The sequence below is a fragment of the Myxococcus sp. MISCRS1 genome (genome assembly GCF_026626605.1).
Lineage (GTDB): Bacteria > Myxococcota > Myxococcia > Myxococcales > Myxococcaceae > Myxococcus > Myxococcus fulvus.
The window spans coordinates 389,856-405,134 of sequence record NZ_JAPNKB010000001.1; the positions used below are offsets into that span (position 1 = coordinate 389,856).

The 15,279-nt window shown below is 69.2% G+C and carries 11 protein-coding genes; 7 read left to right on the plus strand and 4 right to left on the minus strand.

Translation table 11 applies throughout. From position 1 onward, the window contains the following. Positions 1-166 precede the first annotated feature (166 nt). From OWM54_RS01430 to OWM54_RS01455, 6 genes are all read left to right on the plus strand, one after another. Positions 167-3,262 (plus strand): amino acid adenylation domain-containing protein, encoded by a 3,096-nt coding sequence (locus OWM54_RS01430; RefSeq protein ID WP_267696414.1) that lies wholly within the window; start codon positions 167-169, stop codon positions 3,260-3,262. A gap of 202 nt (positions 3,263-3,464) precedes the next feature. Further along, complete coding sequence (locus tag OWM54_RS01435) at positions 3,465-5,081, plus strand: hypothetical protein (RefSeq protein WP_223784372.1); 1,617 nt, start codon at positions 3,465-3,467, stop codon at positions 5,079-5,081. A 277-nt stretch (positions 5,082-5,358) separates the two neighbouring features. Next, the gene (locus tag OWM54_RS01440) at positions 5,359-5,895 is read left to right on the plus strand and encodes a DUF4833 domain-containing protein (RefSeq protein WP_223751126.1); all 537 of its coding nucleotides are present in this window, start codon (positions 5,359-5,361) and stop codon (positions 5,893-5,895) included. Positions 5,896-6,127: 232 nt separating this feature from the next. Then, the gene (locus tag OWM54_RS01445) at positions 6,128-7,285 is read left to right on the plus strand and encodes an endonuclease (protein WP_223784371.1); all 1,158 of its coding nucleotides are present in this window, start codon (positions 6,128-6,130) and stop codon (positions 7,283-7,285) included. A gap of 258 nt (positions 7,286-7,543) precedes the next feature. Beyond that, positions 7,544-8,197 (plus strand): hypothetical protein, encoded by a 654-nt coding sequence (locus OWM54_RS01450; protein WP_223784370.1) that lies wholly within the window; start codon positions 7,544-7,546, stop codon positions 8,195-8,197. 228 nt (positions 8,198-8,425) lie between these two features. After that, the gene (locus tag OWM54_RS01455) at positions 8,426-9,520 is read left to right on the plus strand and encodes a serine/threonine-protein kinase (RefSeq protein WP_223784369.1); all 1,095 of its coding nucleotides are present in this window, start codon (positions 8,426-8,428) and stop codon (positions 9,518-9,520) included. A gap of 65 nt (positions 9,521-9,585) precedes the next feature. Here OWM54_RS01455 and OWM54_RS01460 read toward each other — a convergent pair whose 3' ends face one another. The 3 genes from OWM54_RS01460 to OWM54_RS01470 form a co-directional block, all read right to left on the minus strand. After that, positions 9,586-10,107, minus strand: a complete 522-nt coding sequence (locus OWM54_RS01460) for a hypothetical protein (RefSeq protein ID WP_223784368.1) — start codon at positions 10,105-10,107, stop codon at positions 9,586-9,588. Between the two features lie 12 nt (positions 10,108-10,119). Then, positions 10,120-11,688, minus strand: a complete 1,569-nt coding sequence (locus OWM54_RS01465) for a DUF6923 family protein (protein WP_223784367.1) — start codon at positions 11,686-11,688, stop codon at positions 10,120-10,122. A gap of 410 nt (positions 11,689-12,098) precedes the next feature. Beyond that, positions 12,099-12,281 carry a hypothetical protein gene (locus OWM54_RS01470; protein ID WP_267696415.1) on the minus strand — a complete coding sequence of 61 codons (183 nt, stop codon included), beginning with the start codon at positions 12,279-12,281 and terminating at the stop codon, positions 12,099-12,101. Positions 12,282-12,470: 189 nt separating this feature from the next. Between OWM54_RS01470 and OWM54_RS01475 the strand changes: the two genes are divergently transcribed. Continuing rightward, positions 12,471-13,256 (plus strand): hypothetical protein, encoded by a 786-nt coding sequence (locus OWM54_RS01475; protein ID WP_223751119.1) that lies wholly within the window; start codon positions 12,471-12,473, stop codon positions 13,254-13,256. A 79-nt stretch (positions 13,257-13,335) separates the two neighbouring features. On the opposite strand, the gene OWM54_RS01480 is transcribed toward OWM54_RS01475, so the two are convergent. Further along, the gene (locus tag OWM54_RS01480) at positions 13,336-14,988 is read right to left on the minus strand and encodes a hypothetical protein (protein WP_267696416.1); all 1,653 of its coding nucleotides are present in this window, start codon (positions 14,986-14,988) and stop codon (positions 13,336-13,338) included. Between the last annotated feature and the right edge of the window lie 291 nt (positions 14,989-15,279).

The window sequence follows — 15,279 nt, forward strand, 5'->3', positions numbered from 1 at the left end:
CAGGCCCGCATGAACAGGCACTGCGGGCACCCCGGATGCCCGCAGGCGCCACCGGCCACCTCCAGACGCAAGACATGCGAGGAATTTCATCGACAAACGCCCAATTGACATTAAACAAATGTCAAACACCCCCACCCGACACATCCATGAGGAGCGCGCGACGAGCATGCACACCTTCGAATCCCCATCGAAAAGCAGCGTTCCTGCAAGGCGTCATCCGTCTCAGTCAGGGCTCGCGGACCTGTGGCAGGCCCAGGTCCACCTCCAGCCCGGAGCCATCGCCATCCACTGGGGCGTCAAGCGCGTCACCTATGACGCGCTGGACCGCCGGGCCAACCAGCTCGCGAACGCGCTGCGCCACCGAGGCGTGGGCGAGGAGACGCCTGTCGCCGTGGCCATGCGGCGAGGCATCGAAGCCATCGTGGCCCATGTGGCCCTCGCCAAGCTGGGCGCCTCTCACGTCCCGCTGGACCTCCAGCACCCTCGCGAGAGAATCACATACATCCTGGAAAACTCCGGAACGAAGGTCCTCCTCACCGAGACCCTGACGGAAGAGACGCATTGCGCCCGGGCTGGATTGAGCTGCCTTTGCCTGGAACGTGACGCGGACAGCGTGGCGCGCGAGCCCGAGACCTTCACCGGTCCGCGCGACACCCCGGAGCGACGGACGTACATCATGTACACGTCCGGGACGACGGGGCGCCCCAAGGGCATCGAGGTCCTCGCGAAGGGCATCCGCCGACTGGTCATCGACAATCCCATCCTCGGCATCCATCCCGGGGAGCGCGTCGCGCAGCTCACGAGCCACGCGTTCGACATCTCCCTCTATGAAGTCTGGGGCGCGCTGCTCAACGGGGCCGCGCTCGTGGTGATCTCCAAGGCAACGCTCCTGGATGCCCAGGCCTTCCGCCAGGCCCTGCGCGACATGCGCGTCGACGTGATGACCATCGCCACCGCCCTCTTCAACCTGGTGGCCCAGGCCTGTCCGGATGCCTTCGGCCGGCTTCGGCTGGTGGTCGTGGGGGGAGAGCGCGCCAATCCCCGCCTCTTCCGCGCGGTGCTGGAGAGCCACCCTCCCGAGCGGCTCGTCAACGGCTACGGCCCCACGGAGGTGTCCATCTACGCGACAGCCCACGAGGCGCGCCTCCAGGATGCCTTGAGCGGCTCCATCCCCATCGGGAGGCCCATCGCGCGCACCGAGGTGTTCCTGCTCGACGAGGACCTGCGCCCCGTCGCACCGGGACAGATGGGAGAGCTGTGCCTGGCGGGGGAGGGCCTCGCGCGCGGCTATCTCCACCAGCCGGAGCTCACCGCGGAGCGCTTCCCCACGGTGCCCGGATTGAAGGACGGCGAGGCGCTGCGCATCTACCGCACCGGCGACCTGGCGCGGTGGCGCGAGAACGGGACGCTGGAGTACCTGGGCCGGGCCGACCATCAGGTGAAGATTCGCGGTCATCGCATCGAGCTGGACGAGGTCTCCAAGACGCTCCTGCGGAGCGGGCTCGTCTGGGACGCCGTGGTGACACTCCAGGAGAGACCCGATGGCGAGAAGTCGCTGGCGGCTTTCGTCGTACCCAAGGACACCGGCCCGGGCCTCGAGGACGCCCTCCGCGACTTCCTGCGCGACAGGGTGTCGGAGCCCATGGTGCCGTCTCGCTTCGTCCTGCTGGAGCGGCTCCCCGTCACCACCAATGGAAAGGTCGACCGCGCGGCGCTGCCCCGCCCCGTGCCGCCAGGAGCCGGAGCGGTGCCCGCACAGAGCACGCCCCCGCCGGAGGACCCCGTCGTCGCGGGCGTGAGCGACATCTGGACCGAGCTGCTCGGCGTGGAGACCGCGTCCGCTGGCGATGACTTCGTGCGCCTGGGCGGCAACTCCCTGATGACGGGACGCCTGACGCTGCGGCTGCGGGAGAAGTTCGGTGTGGGACTCTCCGCACACGCCCTCCATGAGGCACGGACGCTGGGGGACTTCATCGAAGCGGTGCGGCAGGCCCTGGCGGGTGTCCAGGACGAGGGCCGCGCCATCGCGGGCCCCGACGCCTGGCGCGAGGACGCGCGGCTGCCCGAGGACATCGCCCCCGCTCCAGGCAGGCCGGTGGTGAAGGGACGCGCGTTGGAGGACATGCGCTGCATCTTCCTCACGGGCGCCACGGGCTTCCTCGGCGCCTTCATGCTCCGCGACCTGATGCGGACGACGAAGGCGCAGGTGGCCTGCCTGGTTCGCGCGAGGGACGCGGAGACAGCGCTCGCTCGCGTCCGCCGGGCCCTGGAGAAGTACGACCTGTGGGAGGACTCCTTCGCGCCTCGCATCGAGCCGGTGCTCGGGGACCTCGGCGCCCCCCGCATGGGCCTGGGCGCCGGGCAACGACAGTCCATCGTCGAGCGGGCGGAGGCCATCCTCCACGTCGGCGCGCACGTGAACTACGTGCAGCCCTACGAGGCGCACAAGGCCGTCAACGTCGATGGCACCACGGAGGTGCTGCGGCTGGCCGCGCTGGGGCCCACGCCCGTGCACTACGTGTCCACCATCGCCGTGTTCGGTCCCACCGGTTACTTCAACGGCACCCAGGTCCTGCGCGAGGACGAGGACCTGGACAAGCACCTCGACTGCCTGCGCTACGACCTGGGGTACGCGGCCAGCAAGTGGGTGGCCGAGAAGCGCGTGTGGGAGGCCATCGAGCGCGGGCTGGCGGTGAACATCTACCGCTCGGGCTTCATCATGGGACACACCCGCACGGGCGTCGGGAACCCGGACGACTTCGTCGCGCGCTTCGTGCGCGGCTGCATCCAGATTGGCAGCGGTCCCATCCTCCCGCGCCAACGCAAGGAGATGGTGCCCGTGGACTTCGTCAGCGGCGCGCTGCTCGGCATCGCCTCGCGCGAGGGCGCCATCGGCAAGGCCTATCACCTGGTGCCTCCCTCTCCTCGCGACTCCATCGACATGGACGCGCTCTACGCACTGCTCGCCGCCTGCGGGCAGCCGCTCAGCCGCGTCCCCTACGAGGAATGGGTGGACCGCCTCATGAAGGACCCTCGCGCGGCCCAGAACCCGCTCTGCGCCCTGGTGCCCATGCTCCACGAGCAGGTCTACGGCGGCGGCTCGACGCGCTGGGAGGTCTACGAGGGCATGCCCGTCTACGACGCCCGCAACACCCGCGAGGCCCTCGCGGGACTCGGGCTCGGGTTCCATCGCCTGGACCGCGAGCTGATGTCCCTCTACCTGGACGACTGGCGCAAGAAGGGCCTGCTTTCCACGCGTTGAGGCGCGCCACGGCTCCCCGTGAAGCCGCGGGGAGCCGCCGTTTCGACCTCCGGGCAGACCTCCGCAAGCACCACACCCGACGCGCCCGGATTGCGCAAAACACTCGCGGGTGATTTCGCCGTGAGGGATTGATTCGCCAAGACAACCAGAGCCGAGGTGCTCGCGCGTATTGTGACCGCGGCATTTCCATCAGGAGGTCTTCGTGAAGCGGTCTCGTTTCTCCGCGGTACTCGGCTCGGCATGCGTGGTCTGGTTGGTCGGTTGTGGCGGAGCCCCCGGACAGGAGCAGGAACTGGATGATGGGCAGGCGAACATCGACCCGGGGACGGAGAGCTCCCCCACCGATGGCGGCCCCACGCCCGACGCGGGCCCCACCCCCGACGCGGGCCCACCGTCCGACGCGGTGCTGGTGACCGACACCACGCGCTTCTACACGTCGGTGGGTATCGCCGAGCAGGTCAATGACCTGTCCGCCAACCCGCCCGAAATCCTCGTGCAGCAGGGCTCCACCTTCCAGCTCATCCTCGGCTCCGCGGTGCCGGGCGGCTGGCGCTTCAATGGTGTGCCCTCCGGCCCGTTCTACCTGCGCACCGGCGCCACCCACGTCATCACCGACGCGCGCCACATCGACCTCGGCCGCAACCGCCTGGGGCGGATGGACGCCGAGTACTCGAACAGCTACCTCACCACGCTGCAGATCAACCTGCTCAACCTGGCGCCGTGGCAGAACACCTGGAGCAGCCAGCAGCCCGGCTCCAGCCTCCAGCTCACCTCCGGTGAGGTGGACCTGTTCGGCTACGTGAACGTCTTCGACCAGATTCCCGATGGCCAGACGACGCTGCTCACCAACCAGGCCGACCTCGGCCTGAGCAGCGGCTACAACCTGCCCACCTTCGACGCCTCCAAGGGCGACCGGATGTATGTCAATCAGCTCAGCCAGTTCAGCGCCGGCACGGCGCCGGACGGGACGGCGCTGGGCTACGCCGCGGTGGAGCGCTCCGTGCAGATGGGCGCGTTCGACTACGTGCCGGACGGCATCACCCCGCTGCCCGTGACGGGCTACCTGCAGCCCACGCCGATGCGCGAGTTCCCCATCGAGTGGCGACTGCCCGCGTACACCCAGTTCGCCACGGACGTGCACCCGCAGGCCACCGGCTCCACGCCCCTCTTCGAGGTCCTCCCCAACGCGCACAACACCGGCGGGCGCTGGGTGGGCTACTCCGGAGAGCTGCTCAACCTGTTCCTCCCCCGGAACGCGTCGTTCAACTTCACCAGCCGCCTGAAGTTCGGCAATCCCTTCCCGTCCAGCTGGGGCCTCGTCGGCATCCACAGCTATCCGTTCCGCGTCCTGTCCCCGGTGCCGGATGACTCGGGCGTCTCCATGTACCTGTCGGGTCGCCTCTACTCGTACGACGTGTTCGACAACCTCATCGCCGGCCCCGTGCAGCCGCAGGTGTCCCCGCCCCGCTCGCTGACCATCGACGGCGTCCCCGCGAACGTGCAGCGCGAGGTGGGCACCAACAGCCCCGTCCTCGCCTGGACGCCGCCCACGCTCGGCACGCCCCACGCCTACCGCGTGACGCTCTACCGCTACGACGCCCAGCTGCGCTTCCTGATGCCCGCCGGCAGCATCTACGCCCCGGGCTCCACCACCCAGGTCCGCCTGCCCCCGGGCACGCTGCAGCCCGACAGCATCTACTACCTGCGCGTGGCCTCCATCGTGTCGCCCGGGTTCGACCTGAGCGAGCCCTTCACGTCGCTCGAGAAGCTGCCCTTCCACAGCGCCGAGGCCATCAGCTCCTTCTTCACCACGCCGTGATGCACCCCCGGGCCTGGGGCACGCACCGCCCGGGCCTGGGTCCAGCCCTCCCTGGCGGTTCGTCATGCGGCCGCCAGGGGCCGGGGTTAAGTCAGGCCACGCGGCGGGCGCCCACCGCAGGACACCCGGGCGCGTGTGAAAGCAGACCCGGGCCGCCGTCCATGCTAGGCACCGCCCGGCCGCAGGGCTCGGGCCGGGTGACAGCTGGCGGCGGCTGGGGTGTTTACCTTCCCAGCATCGCCGTCCGCGTCACTCCGCCGTGAAGGGGGGAACCGTCGTGCACCGCAACCTCTGGCTCAGGACCGTCGTCACCGCCGCGCTGGCGCTCATCCCCTCGCTGGCCGCCGCGGAGCCGTCGCCCCAGGAGCCATCCGCCTTCTTCCTCTCCCGGAGCGAGAACCGCAACCAGGTCCACTACGCCGTGCGGCTCGACGAGGCCTGCCATCCGGTGGGGAGCAAGCCCGTGCGCGTGTACTGGCGCATGCTGGAGCGCGGCGAGTCGGAGGTGGAGGACCTGCTCGGCGTCGAGCAGCCCGCGTACGGCCTGGAGGACACGCAGCAGGTGGAGCTCACGCCCGACGGGGGCCGCGTCCGCATCCGCCTGCGGGCCTTCGCTGATCGCCCCATCGACCTCACCACCACCCAGGTCCAGGGCGGCGGCTGCGCCGTGCAGGCCTGGACGAGGTTCGGCGCCGGCCCCGCCCAACTGCTCCACATCTTCGTGAAGACGTCCTGGCCCTTCTCCGTCGACTTCGTCCGCCTGGATGGCCTCGGCGCCGACGGCCGGACGCAGACCGAGCTCCTCCGGAACTGAGCCTCCGGGGCTGCAGGGCGCCGCCAAACCCTAGAAAAGACGTCGATATCGCCGGGAAATCCCCAGTTTTCCGGCGTCATCAAAAAAGACACGGCGACGGGACAACCTGTGACGCGTCGTTGCCGATAATGCCCGCATGACCAGTGTCGTCGGCCCCCGTCGCTCGCCCCTCCCCGCCCGCCCGACTGAAACTGAGACCACCCGTGAGACGTCCGCCCCCCGGACGGCCTCGGTGGCTCGCACCGAGTTCGAGCCCTCGCGCTCCGGACTCGCGGGCCTGTCGCCCTCCCTGCTGACGAAGCTCGGCGCCGTCTTCGTGCCGGTGAAGCCCACCGTGTCGAACGCGGCCGTCGAGGGCCTGAAGGCCGCCGCCGGCGCCCAGGCCGCCCCGCTGGTCCACACCACCAGCCCCAACGCGGCCATCAAGGACAACGCCACCGTCACCAGCACCCTGGACGTCGCGGACGACGCCAAGGTGGAGTCGCTCAAGCTGGACCTGGACATCGCCCACACCTACCGCGGCGACCTGACGGTGAAGCTGACGGCCCCCTCCGGCAAGAGCGCGGTGGTGTCCAGCCGCCAGGGTGGCTCCGCCGATGACCTCAAGGGCAGCTTCGACCTGACCGCCTTCGCCGGCGAGTCCACGAAGGGCACCTGGACGCTGGAGGTGCAGGACCAGGCCAAGGGCGACACGGGCACGCTGAAGCAGTGGGGCCTGAACATCGTCCCGGAGACGAAGGCGCCCGAGCCGGATCCCGAGCCGTCGGATGACCCGTTCGACGGGCTGCGTGACGACGCGCTCCTGCGCGCCGTGCGCGAGTCGTCCTCCGACAAGAAGGTCGTCAGCTACAACGAGGCGCGCCGGCTCATCTTCACCAGCCTGGACGTGAACGCCGCGGGCAACGTGGAGTGCGTCTACACGGGCCTGGAGACCAAGGGCGGCAAGATTCCGAACAACGCGGTGATGAACGTGGAGCACACGTGGCCCCAGTCCAAGGGCGCCACGGGCGCGGCCAAGAGCGACCTGCACCACCTGTTCCCCACCGACAGCAAGGCCAACTCGCGCCGCAGCAGCTTCCCGTTCGGCGAGGTGGTCAACGTCAAGTGGAGCCACAACGGCGCCAAGCTGGGCACCGACAGCAAGGGCAACACCGTCTTCGAGCCGCCGGACTCCCACAAGGGCAACGTGGCGCGCGCGATGTTCTACTTCTCCTCCACGTACAACAAGCCCATCCCCAACGACGAGGAAGCGGCCCTCAAGGCGTGGAACAAGCTGGACGCCGTGGACGCCGCGGAGATCGAGCGCAACCGCCGCGTGGCCAACATCCAGGGCAACACCAACGCCTTCGTCGACAACGCCAACCTGGCGGACCGCATCAAGGACTTCTAGGCGCCCGCTTCACGCGCCGCTGAGCCACGGGGTTGGACGGTGCCCACCGTCCAGCCCCGTCTGTCTTTGGCGCCGGCGAGCACGACATGGCCGCCCCTGGGCGCGGAAGGCGGTCCTGACAATCCTGTCGCGAATCGAGTCCCCCATCGCCCGGGCACACGGGCGGTGTCGACGGGGATGACGCGAGGCATGGGTGTTGCTTGGAGACAAACGCCACCCAGCAACAGGAGCGCCCCCCTGAAACGCATTGCCCTCGCCATGCTGCTCCTCCTCGCGCCCGCGGCGAACGCGCAGGGGGAGCACGATTCCGCCCCGAAGAACGCGCTCTGGCTGTCCCCGGTGACGCACCTGTCGCTGCTCCTGGTGGGCCCCATGACGGAGCGGCTCCACCTGGCCCTCCCCGTCGGCTTCGGGCGGAGCTTCTCGGAGAGCACCACGGGCGTGCTCGAGGTCACCCCCATGATGACGGCCAACCGGTGTGACTTCGAGCCCTCGCGCTGCTCCAAGCTGCGGCAGCTGAAGGTGACGCTGGGCGTGGCCTGGAAGCCCTCGCCGCGGCCCCGAGGCCAGGGCTTCTTCCTTCAGCCGCGGCTGTCGGGCACCTGGAGCAGGGAGACGCTGCGCTACCGCCCCAACGGCAGGAACTACTCGCTGCAGTACGAGGACGAGCAGGGCTTCCAGGTGACGCTCGGCCTGGACGTGGGCTACCGGGCGGTGACGCGCGGCCAGGCCTTCTTCTTCGAGCCTCTCGTCGGCCTGGGCGTGGGCTACAGCTTCAACCAGCGCCGCGACACCGTCGACATCGGCGCGCAGTATGCCTTCATCCGCAACAGCGACGACGTGGTGGCGCGCGGAGACCGGGCCATCCTCGACGTGGACATGGACCTGGTCCGCATCGGCTTCCTGTTCTGAGTCCAGTGTCGCGGTACTCGCGGACGGCTTCGCTCTCGGGGCCCGAGAAGCGACGCCTCACGTCCCGAGACAGTCACCGCGGCGCCTTGCACACCCAGTCCGACTCATCAAGGCTTTCGAGGTATCAACGACTGAAACATACGTCATCAGGCGGATACCCCCTCGCCATGTGCGCCACTTGGGTATACCGGTTGATTCATGAGTCGCTCGTCAGCTCGCGTTGGAACTTTGCTGGGTCAGAGGTATCAGCTGCGTCAGCGAATCGGCGTGGGGGCCATGGGCATCGTCTACGAGGCGGCGCCGGTGGACGCGGAGGACGTGGTGGCCATCAAGGTGCTCCAGCAGCACCTGATGGACGATGACGCGGTGCTGGCGCGCTTCAAGCGGGAGGCGCACGCCACCGCGCGGCTGAGCCACCCTCACCTGGTCCAGGTGAAGGACTTCCAGTGCAACGAGGACGAGCCGCCCTTCATGGTGATGGAGCTGCTCCGGGGCCAGACGCTGCGGCTGCTGCTCAAGGAGCAGGGCCCGCTGCCCGTGGCCAGGGCCGCGACGCTGGCGCTCCAGACGCTGTCCGCGCTCGACACCGCGCACAAGGCCGGCGTCATCCACCGGGACATCAAGCCGGACAACCTCTTCATCGTCACCGGCGACCAGGTGAAGGTGCTGGACTTCGGCGTGGCCCGGCTGCTCCACGAGGATGACGCCCGCTCGGTGGGCGCCGAGGCCGGAGCGTGGGTGGGCACGCCCTCCTTCATGCCCCCCGAGCAGGTCCGCTGCCTGCCGGTGGACGCGCGCGGGGACGTCTATGCCCTGGGCGCCTGCTTGTTCCAGATGGTGACGGGCCGGCAGCCCATCGACGTGGCCGACACCGTGGCCCTCTTCTCCGCCATCATCGAGCGGGTGCCGCCCCTGGCGTCGGAGCTGCGCCCGGACGTGCCCGAGGACTTCGCCCGGCTCATCGCCCGCGCCTTGAACAAGGACCCCGCGGAGCGCTTCGCGACGGCCGAGGAGATGGCGGACGCGCTGCGGCCCTGGACCCAGGTGGAGAAGGCGGCCCCCACCCTGCGGCTGGTGGAGCGTCCGTCCGAGCCCGCCGTCGAGGACACGGGCCTCGACGACGATGACGAGGTGACGCAGCTCGAGCCGGCGCCCCTGGAGGCGAAGGTCGACGCCGCGCCCGTGCGCTCACAGGTCAGCGCCGAGCCGAAGCCGGCTCCCGCCCCCAAGCCGGTCCGGAGACGCTCCCCCTGGAGGGACAACCTCCTGGTGGTCGGCGCGACGCTGGTGGGAATCGTGGTGGGCGTGGCGCTCGGGCTGTAGCCCGGAACCACCGCTGCCCGCTGGAGGCCTCCCGGCCCCCAGCGAGCAGCCCCCTCCCCCATCTCTCAGTGGACGACGAACGTCGAGGGCAACAGCACCTTCGCGCCGCGGCCCTGGAAGAAGCTGTCGTTCAGGTGCAGTTGGACGACGACATGCTTGCGCTTCTCCAGCTCCGCGCGCCGGGTCGTGAACAGGAGCGAGCCTGAGCGCGCGTTGATGAGGCCCGACCCGCCCGACGTCTGGAACGCGCCCACGTCATCGAAGTGAACCCGGACGTCCGCCGCGTCCGCCTCCGCCGGGAGGTAGAAGTACCCCAGCAGATAGGCGTGGTCCGTCCGCGCCAGGTCCATGGCCCGCGCCGCGGGCGAGAGCTGGAACGGCACCAGCCGGCCCTGCACCATCACCTCCACGCGCCCCACGCCCAGCATCAGCTTCTCGTAGTCCTCGGCGTCCTGCCCCAGCAGCCGCAGCTCGAAGCGGTCTCCCTGGGGGACATCGATGGGCACCGTCTCGCCGCCGTCACACGCGGTCAAGGACAGCGCCAGGAACACTCCGGACAGGATCTTCCAATTCGGATTCGTCGACATGTCATCCCCCTCTCAGTACTGCGGCTCCACGGCCCGCTCCTGCCCCTTCAGCGGCTCCAGCTTCCAGGCCTTCTTGCCCAACGGAACCGCCAGGCGCGCGCCGGAGCGGTTGTGCTTCTCCAACTGCCCCAGCACCTTCTGGAGCACCATCGGGTGCGGCGCCACCCACGCCTCCAACCCGGCGAGCTGCGGCGCGGGCGTGCCGAAGTAGCGCTCGTTGCACGTGGCCGTGAGCAGCTCACGCGCGAAGCGGGCCTTGAGCGACTCCAGCTCCGAGCGGATGGCCCCGCCCTGCGCGATGGCCGGGTTGGCCCACAGCACGCCCAGCGCGCCCTCCATCGTGGTCACCTTGCCCAGCTGCCCCAGGGAGATGGGGCCCTTCGACAGACACTCCGCCAGCGCGTCCTCGGAGGAGCCGAAGAAGCCGTGGTCCCGCGTCACGTGGGCTCTCGGGGGCTGCCCTCCGCCACCTTCCACGTTGAAGGCACACGTCGCGCCATCGGCGAACTGCGTCGCCGGACCGGTGGAGACGGTCGTCAGCGCCCCGGTGACCAGGTTCACCGAGTAGAATGTATTGGCCAGGTTGTTGTTCAGGTTGGTCGACCCATAGAAGAACAGCTCCCCCACCTGGGTGAAGACGGCCGCCACCATGGCGTTGCCCACCGAGGGCAGGCCGTTGATGAGCGCGGGCAGCAGGAAGTCGGTGAACGTGCCCAGCTCCGGGTTGACGACCGTCACCCGCTGCGTGGCCGAATTGAAGCCATACAGCAGCCCGTTGATGGGGTTCACGGCGAAGTCCGCCACCCGGAACGTCGCGGGCGTCCCCACGACGACGTCGGACAGCGTCACGCCCGTGCTGGTGTTGATCCGGACCAGGTGGTTGGTGGTGATTTCGAAGCCCAGGTAGGTGCCGTCCTCGAGGATGGCGCCCGCCGCCCAGCCCGCCGAGTTCGCGGCGCCCGACACCAACGGCGCGACGACGGTCGCCGAGCCGTTCGCGTCCACGCGGATGAGCGAGGGCTGCGTGAGGCCGTCGGAGGAGAGGGCGTACATGAAGCCGTCGACATGGTTGAAGGCGAGCCCGTTGTAGGGCAGCGACGTCTCGCCCTGGAGCGCCAGCGTGGCCGTCGCGGGGTCGAACACATAGAGCCGCGAGGGCCCCACGGGCAGCCCTCCCGACGAAGACGAGGCCGTGGAGATGTAGACGGTGTCGTCACAGGCCAGGATGCGCTCTTGTCCGCACAGGACGTTGACCCCGTCCTGCGCCGAGCCGCTGTCCCAGCTGATGCCGAACACGTTGGTGAAGGTCACCTCCTCGTTGGGGGTCGACGGGTTCGTGTCGAGCGCCCCCAGCGCCAGGCAGGCCTCGTAGTTCTGCAGCGTGTACGAGCACTGGTAGGTGACGTTTCCACCCACCGGGACCGTCAACGGTGGCGCCGGAGTGAGCGTGCACTGCGTCAGGAGTGGATCCACCGCCGTGAGCAGGATGGACTCCAGCGTGGGGTGGATGTTCGTGGCGCTGAACGTGAAGTTCAGCGTCGCGGGATAGGTGAGGATCGACACCTGCTTCTGGCCATTCACGAGCTTCTCCGCTCGGAAGTCGTGTGCCGCGACTGCCGGGGCCCATAACGCACCACCCAGCAGGACTGCGAACCATCTGCGATTCATTCGGATGCCTCCACGCCCCTTGGGGGACTCGTGACAAGGGGTGCCGCTCGCCCTGCACGGAAGGTGCCCGGAAATTCCTTGTTAGAAAGACATTCTTGATTTTCAAATTAAACTCGTCCTAGGGTCATGAATGTCTATTCATCAGCGGGCGGAGGACCTTGGACATTCCCGAATGATGGAGCACCGAGAGCACGGGGATGACATGTGACGAAAGGCTGTCTCATCCCCGGGGGCAGTCGACGTGCGGGGATGCGTGGCGCGTGCCCTGGCGGAATCGGAAAGTTTTGACCCGGCTGAGCGGAAACAATTGCAGCCGCGAGCGCTCAGTGGGGAGCACTCGGCGCGCGGGGCTCCAGCGGGGCCTGGCCCCGGGCTTCCAGGCCCGAGCGCAGGTACCAGGGGACGCTGATGACGACGACGCGCCGGGCCCCGGACAACAGCAGCGTGCTGCGCAGCAGCTTTGAGCGGGGCCGGACGACGGACGGGGCGGGCGCGCGACGGCGCACAGGCACCAGACCCGAGGGGCGAGGCGCTCCCCACCCCGCCCCCTGTCGGGCAGGCGGGTGCTGCACGGCGGACATCCCGTCCGGCCATGTGTCGACTCCGGACGCTTGGCCCTCCGGTCCGGTTCACGCGGTGCACCCCGAGGAACCACCTCCGTGAAACCCCACGAGTCACGTTGGAGGGCAGCACGCATGGCCAAGAAGCACCGCTGGACGCTGGCAGTCATCGCCAGCCTGGGAGTGTCCGGGACGGCATGGGCACAGGAGCGCGAGTCGGGCGCGGTGGAGATGGACGTTCGCGCGGCGCACGGGATGTCCGGGCCCCAGGTGGCGATAGGCGTCAACCTGGGCCTGGGCGCGGGCCACGTGTACAAGGACGGCACGTCGCGCACCGGCTCGCGCGAGGACCTGAAGATCACCGACGCGGCGAACGCCTCGCTGCCGCTGCTGGCGGAGGTGGGCTATCGGCTCAACCCGCGCTTCTACGTGGGCGTCTGGGGTTCGTGGGAGAAGGTCTTCACCAAGACGAACGACATCTCCTGCCCGGAGGACTTCGACTGCAACAACTACCAATGGCGCTTCGGACCGGAGGTCCGCTACCACATCAACCCGGCGTCGGGCTTCGACCCGTGGGTGGGCCTGTCGGTGGGCCTGGAGTTCCTCAAGAGCCACGTGAAGGGTGACACGCAGGTGCCGCTGCCCACGGGTGGCTTCGCGCCGGCGCGCATCGACACGCGGGTGGAGGACCGGGGCCCCACCTACGCGCGCATCAGCGTGGGCGGCGACGTGCGCGTCTCCAACTTCCTGGCGCTGGGGCCCATGCTCACCGCGTCCGTGGGCAGCTACACCGTGCGCACCGGCGAGCAGACGGTGACGGTGACGGGCCTGCCCGCGCAGACCAGCGCCGTCAGCGCCGTGGACGACGGCTTCCACGCGCTCTTCACCCTCGGCGTGCGCGGCATCTTCCGCGCCTTCTAGCGCGCGGCATCCGCCGCCCCCCCCCCCGGAAACCCGGCGGGCCGCCCCCTCCAGCGGCCCCGCCAGGCTCCGGAGCCGCTCACCCGCTGACGTTGAAGAAGGCGGGCAGCGGCGTGGTGCCATCCGCCTTGAAGGCCCGGATGACGGCGCGGAAGCGGACCGTCTGGTTCGCGTTGACGGTGGTGTCCGCCGCGGTGGGGTTGAAGAGCGTGCTGTTCGTCTCCCAGATGCCCGCCGTGTTCAGGACCTTCAGCGTCGGGTTGCAGCTGGCGTCGTAGTCCATGCGTCCGCCGCCGATGCGGTACCAGCGCTTCTGGCCTCCGGCCGCCGTCTGCTCCCGGTACAGGTCCACGTGCGCGCGGCCGTTGGCGCCGCCGTTCGCCGGGCAGTTCTGGATGCCGGGGTACATCGAATGGGCCGCGGACCAGGCGTGGGTGATGTCCACGTCCGCGATGAAGCCCGGGCACAGCCCCGACGTGTGGTAGCCCGTGCCGCCGCTGGTCACGTTGCCGTAGTACCAGGGCGCGGACGACGCGTCGGCGGGCTCCGACAGGCAGTCGAACACGGAGCGCACCGCGGCGGCGACGACGGGCCCGCGCGTCTGCACGCCGTCATGGTTCGCGGTGATCCACCCGAAGTACTGCTCCAGCTGGATGCCATTGGAGAACGCGCTGGCCGCGTTGACGAAGTTCTCGGGGCCGTCCCCGTCGAAGCAGTCGCCCCACTTGTAGGTGATGCGGGAGCCGTCATCGAAGGCGGAGTCGGGGAAGGCCATGCGGATGACCTCGGCCACGCCCCGGTGCATGGACTGCTCCTCGAGGTCCCCGTTCTGTCCGCCCACGCGCACGGCGATGGAGGACGCGCAGCTGGCGCCATGCGTGTGGAACGACACCGCGTACGGCATGCGCGTGCCCCCGGCCCCCGTGTGCAGCGACAAGGCAGGCCAGCTGTGCTGGAGGTTGGCGGAGGTGATGTGGAAGCGGTCGAGCTCGTGATGGGTGCGCTGCGCGTTGTTGAAGCCCGCGCCCCACAGCGTCTCCCACGTCCGCGCGCCCGTGGCGGCGTCCATCGCCTGCAGCTGGGCCAGGGTGCCGTTCTCCATCAGGTGCGGCCAGGTGTAGAGGACCTTCGGCGCCGACTGGGGCTTGTAGAGCTCCACCAGCGAGTTGGCCGAGCCGCCCGTGACGACGGCCACCGACGGCGTCGTCAGCGCGGGCAGCGCCCAGTTCGCGCCCGCTGCGCCCGCGAAGTTGCTGCGCACCGTGGGCAGCGTGAGCGTGTGGTTCGTCTCGTCGTCCGTGCCGTTGCCATCCAGGTCCAGGTCGATGCTGCCGTTGACGTCGAAGTCCGCGTCGACGTCCACCCGGTTGCGGAAGCCCGTCTGCGTCATGAGGATGTTGGGGCTCCCCGAGGGCCCCACGACGGTGCAGACGCCGCGCAGCGTGGCGCCCCGGTAGATGAGCAGCTGCGTGCGTGGGGGAATCGGGTCGAGGATGCCGTCCCCGTTCAGGTCCTGGTTGGGCACCAGGCAGTTCTCGTGACGCGCCGAGGCAACGCCCCCGGTGGCCGGAATGGCGCTGTCACTGACGACCTGGATGTGGCTCGCGGCATAGACGACGGCGGCGCGTGACGCGTCCAGTGCCTCGGAGTTGTTGATGGGCTCGGAAACTTCGGGCCCCGCGCAACCCGCGAGGAAGACCAGGGGCCACCAACGGAGTCGGGTCAGCTGCATGAGGTGCGTTCCTTTCGGAGGGCGGTTCGCACTCACCAACGACGCCTCGGCCGAATGTTCCCGGCTCACGGTATATTGCGTCATTTTCCCGCACCGGATGCCCCGTGGCATTTGAACCCGGGTCGCAAAAGCCCCTCCCGAAAAGCCCTCCCAAACCTTTCCTACATGTCAGGGGATGCAGACCTATTTACAGGCATGCATCGCGCGGTCGAGCATTGGGGCCCTCATGGCTGCCCACCGCCCTACCCCGACATCTTTCGACAGCCTTGCCTCACACGCTGGTTCCGTGAG

Excerpts from the sequence above, each read along its gene's own strand:
- OWM54_RS01450 (WP_223784370.1), top strand. The coding sequence starts at position 7,544 with ATGCTGCTCCTCCTCGCGCCCGCGGCGAACGCGCAGGGGGAGCACGAT.
- OWM54_RS01460 (WP_223784368.1), bottom strand. The coding sequence starts at position 10,107 with ATGTCGACGAATCCGAATTGGAAGATCCTGTCCGGAGTGTTCCTGGCG.
- OWM54_RS01475 (WP_223751119.1), top strand. The coding sequence starts at position 12,471 with ATGGCCAAGAAGCACCGCTGGACGCTGGCAGTCATCGCCAGCCTGGGA.
- OWM54_RS01430 (WP_267696414.1), top strand. The coding sequence starts at position 167 with ATGCACACCTTCGAATCCCCATCGAAAAGCAGCGTTCCTGCAAGGCGT.
- OWM54_RS01480 (WP_267696416.1), bottom strand. The coding sequence starts at position 14,988 with ATGCAGCTGACCCGACTCCGTTGGTGGCCCCTGGTCTTCCTCGCGGGT.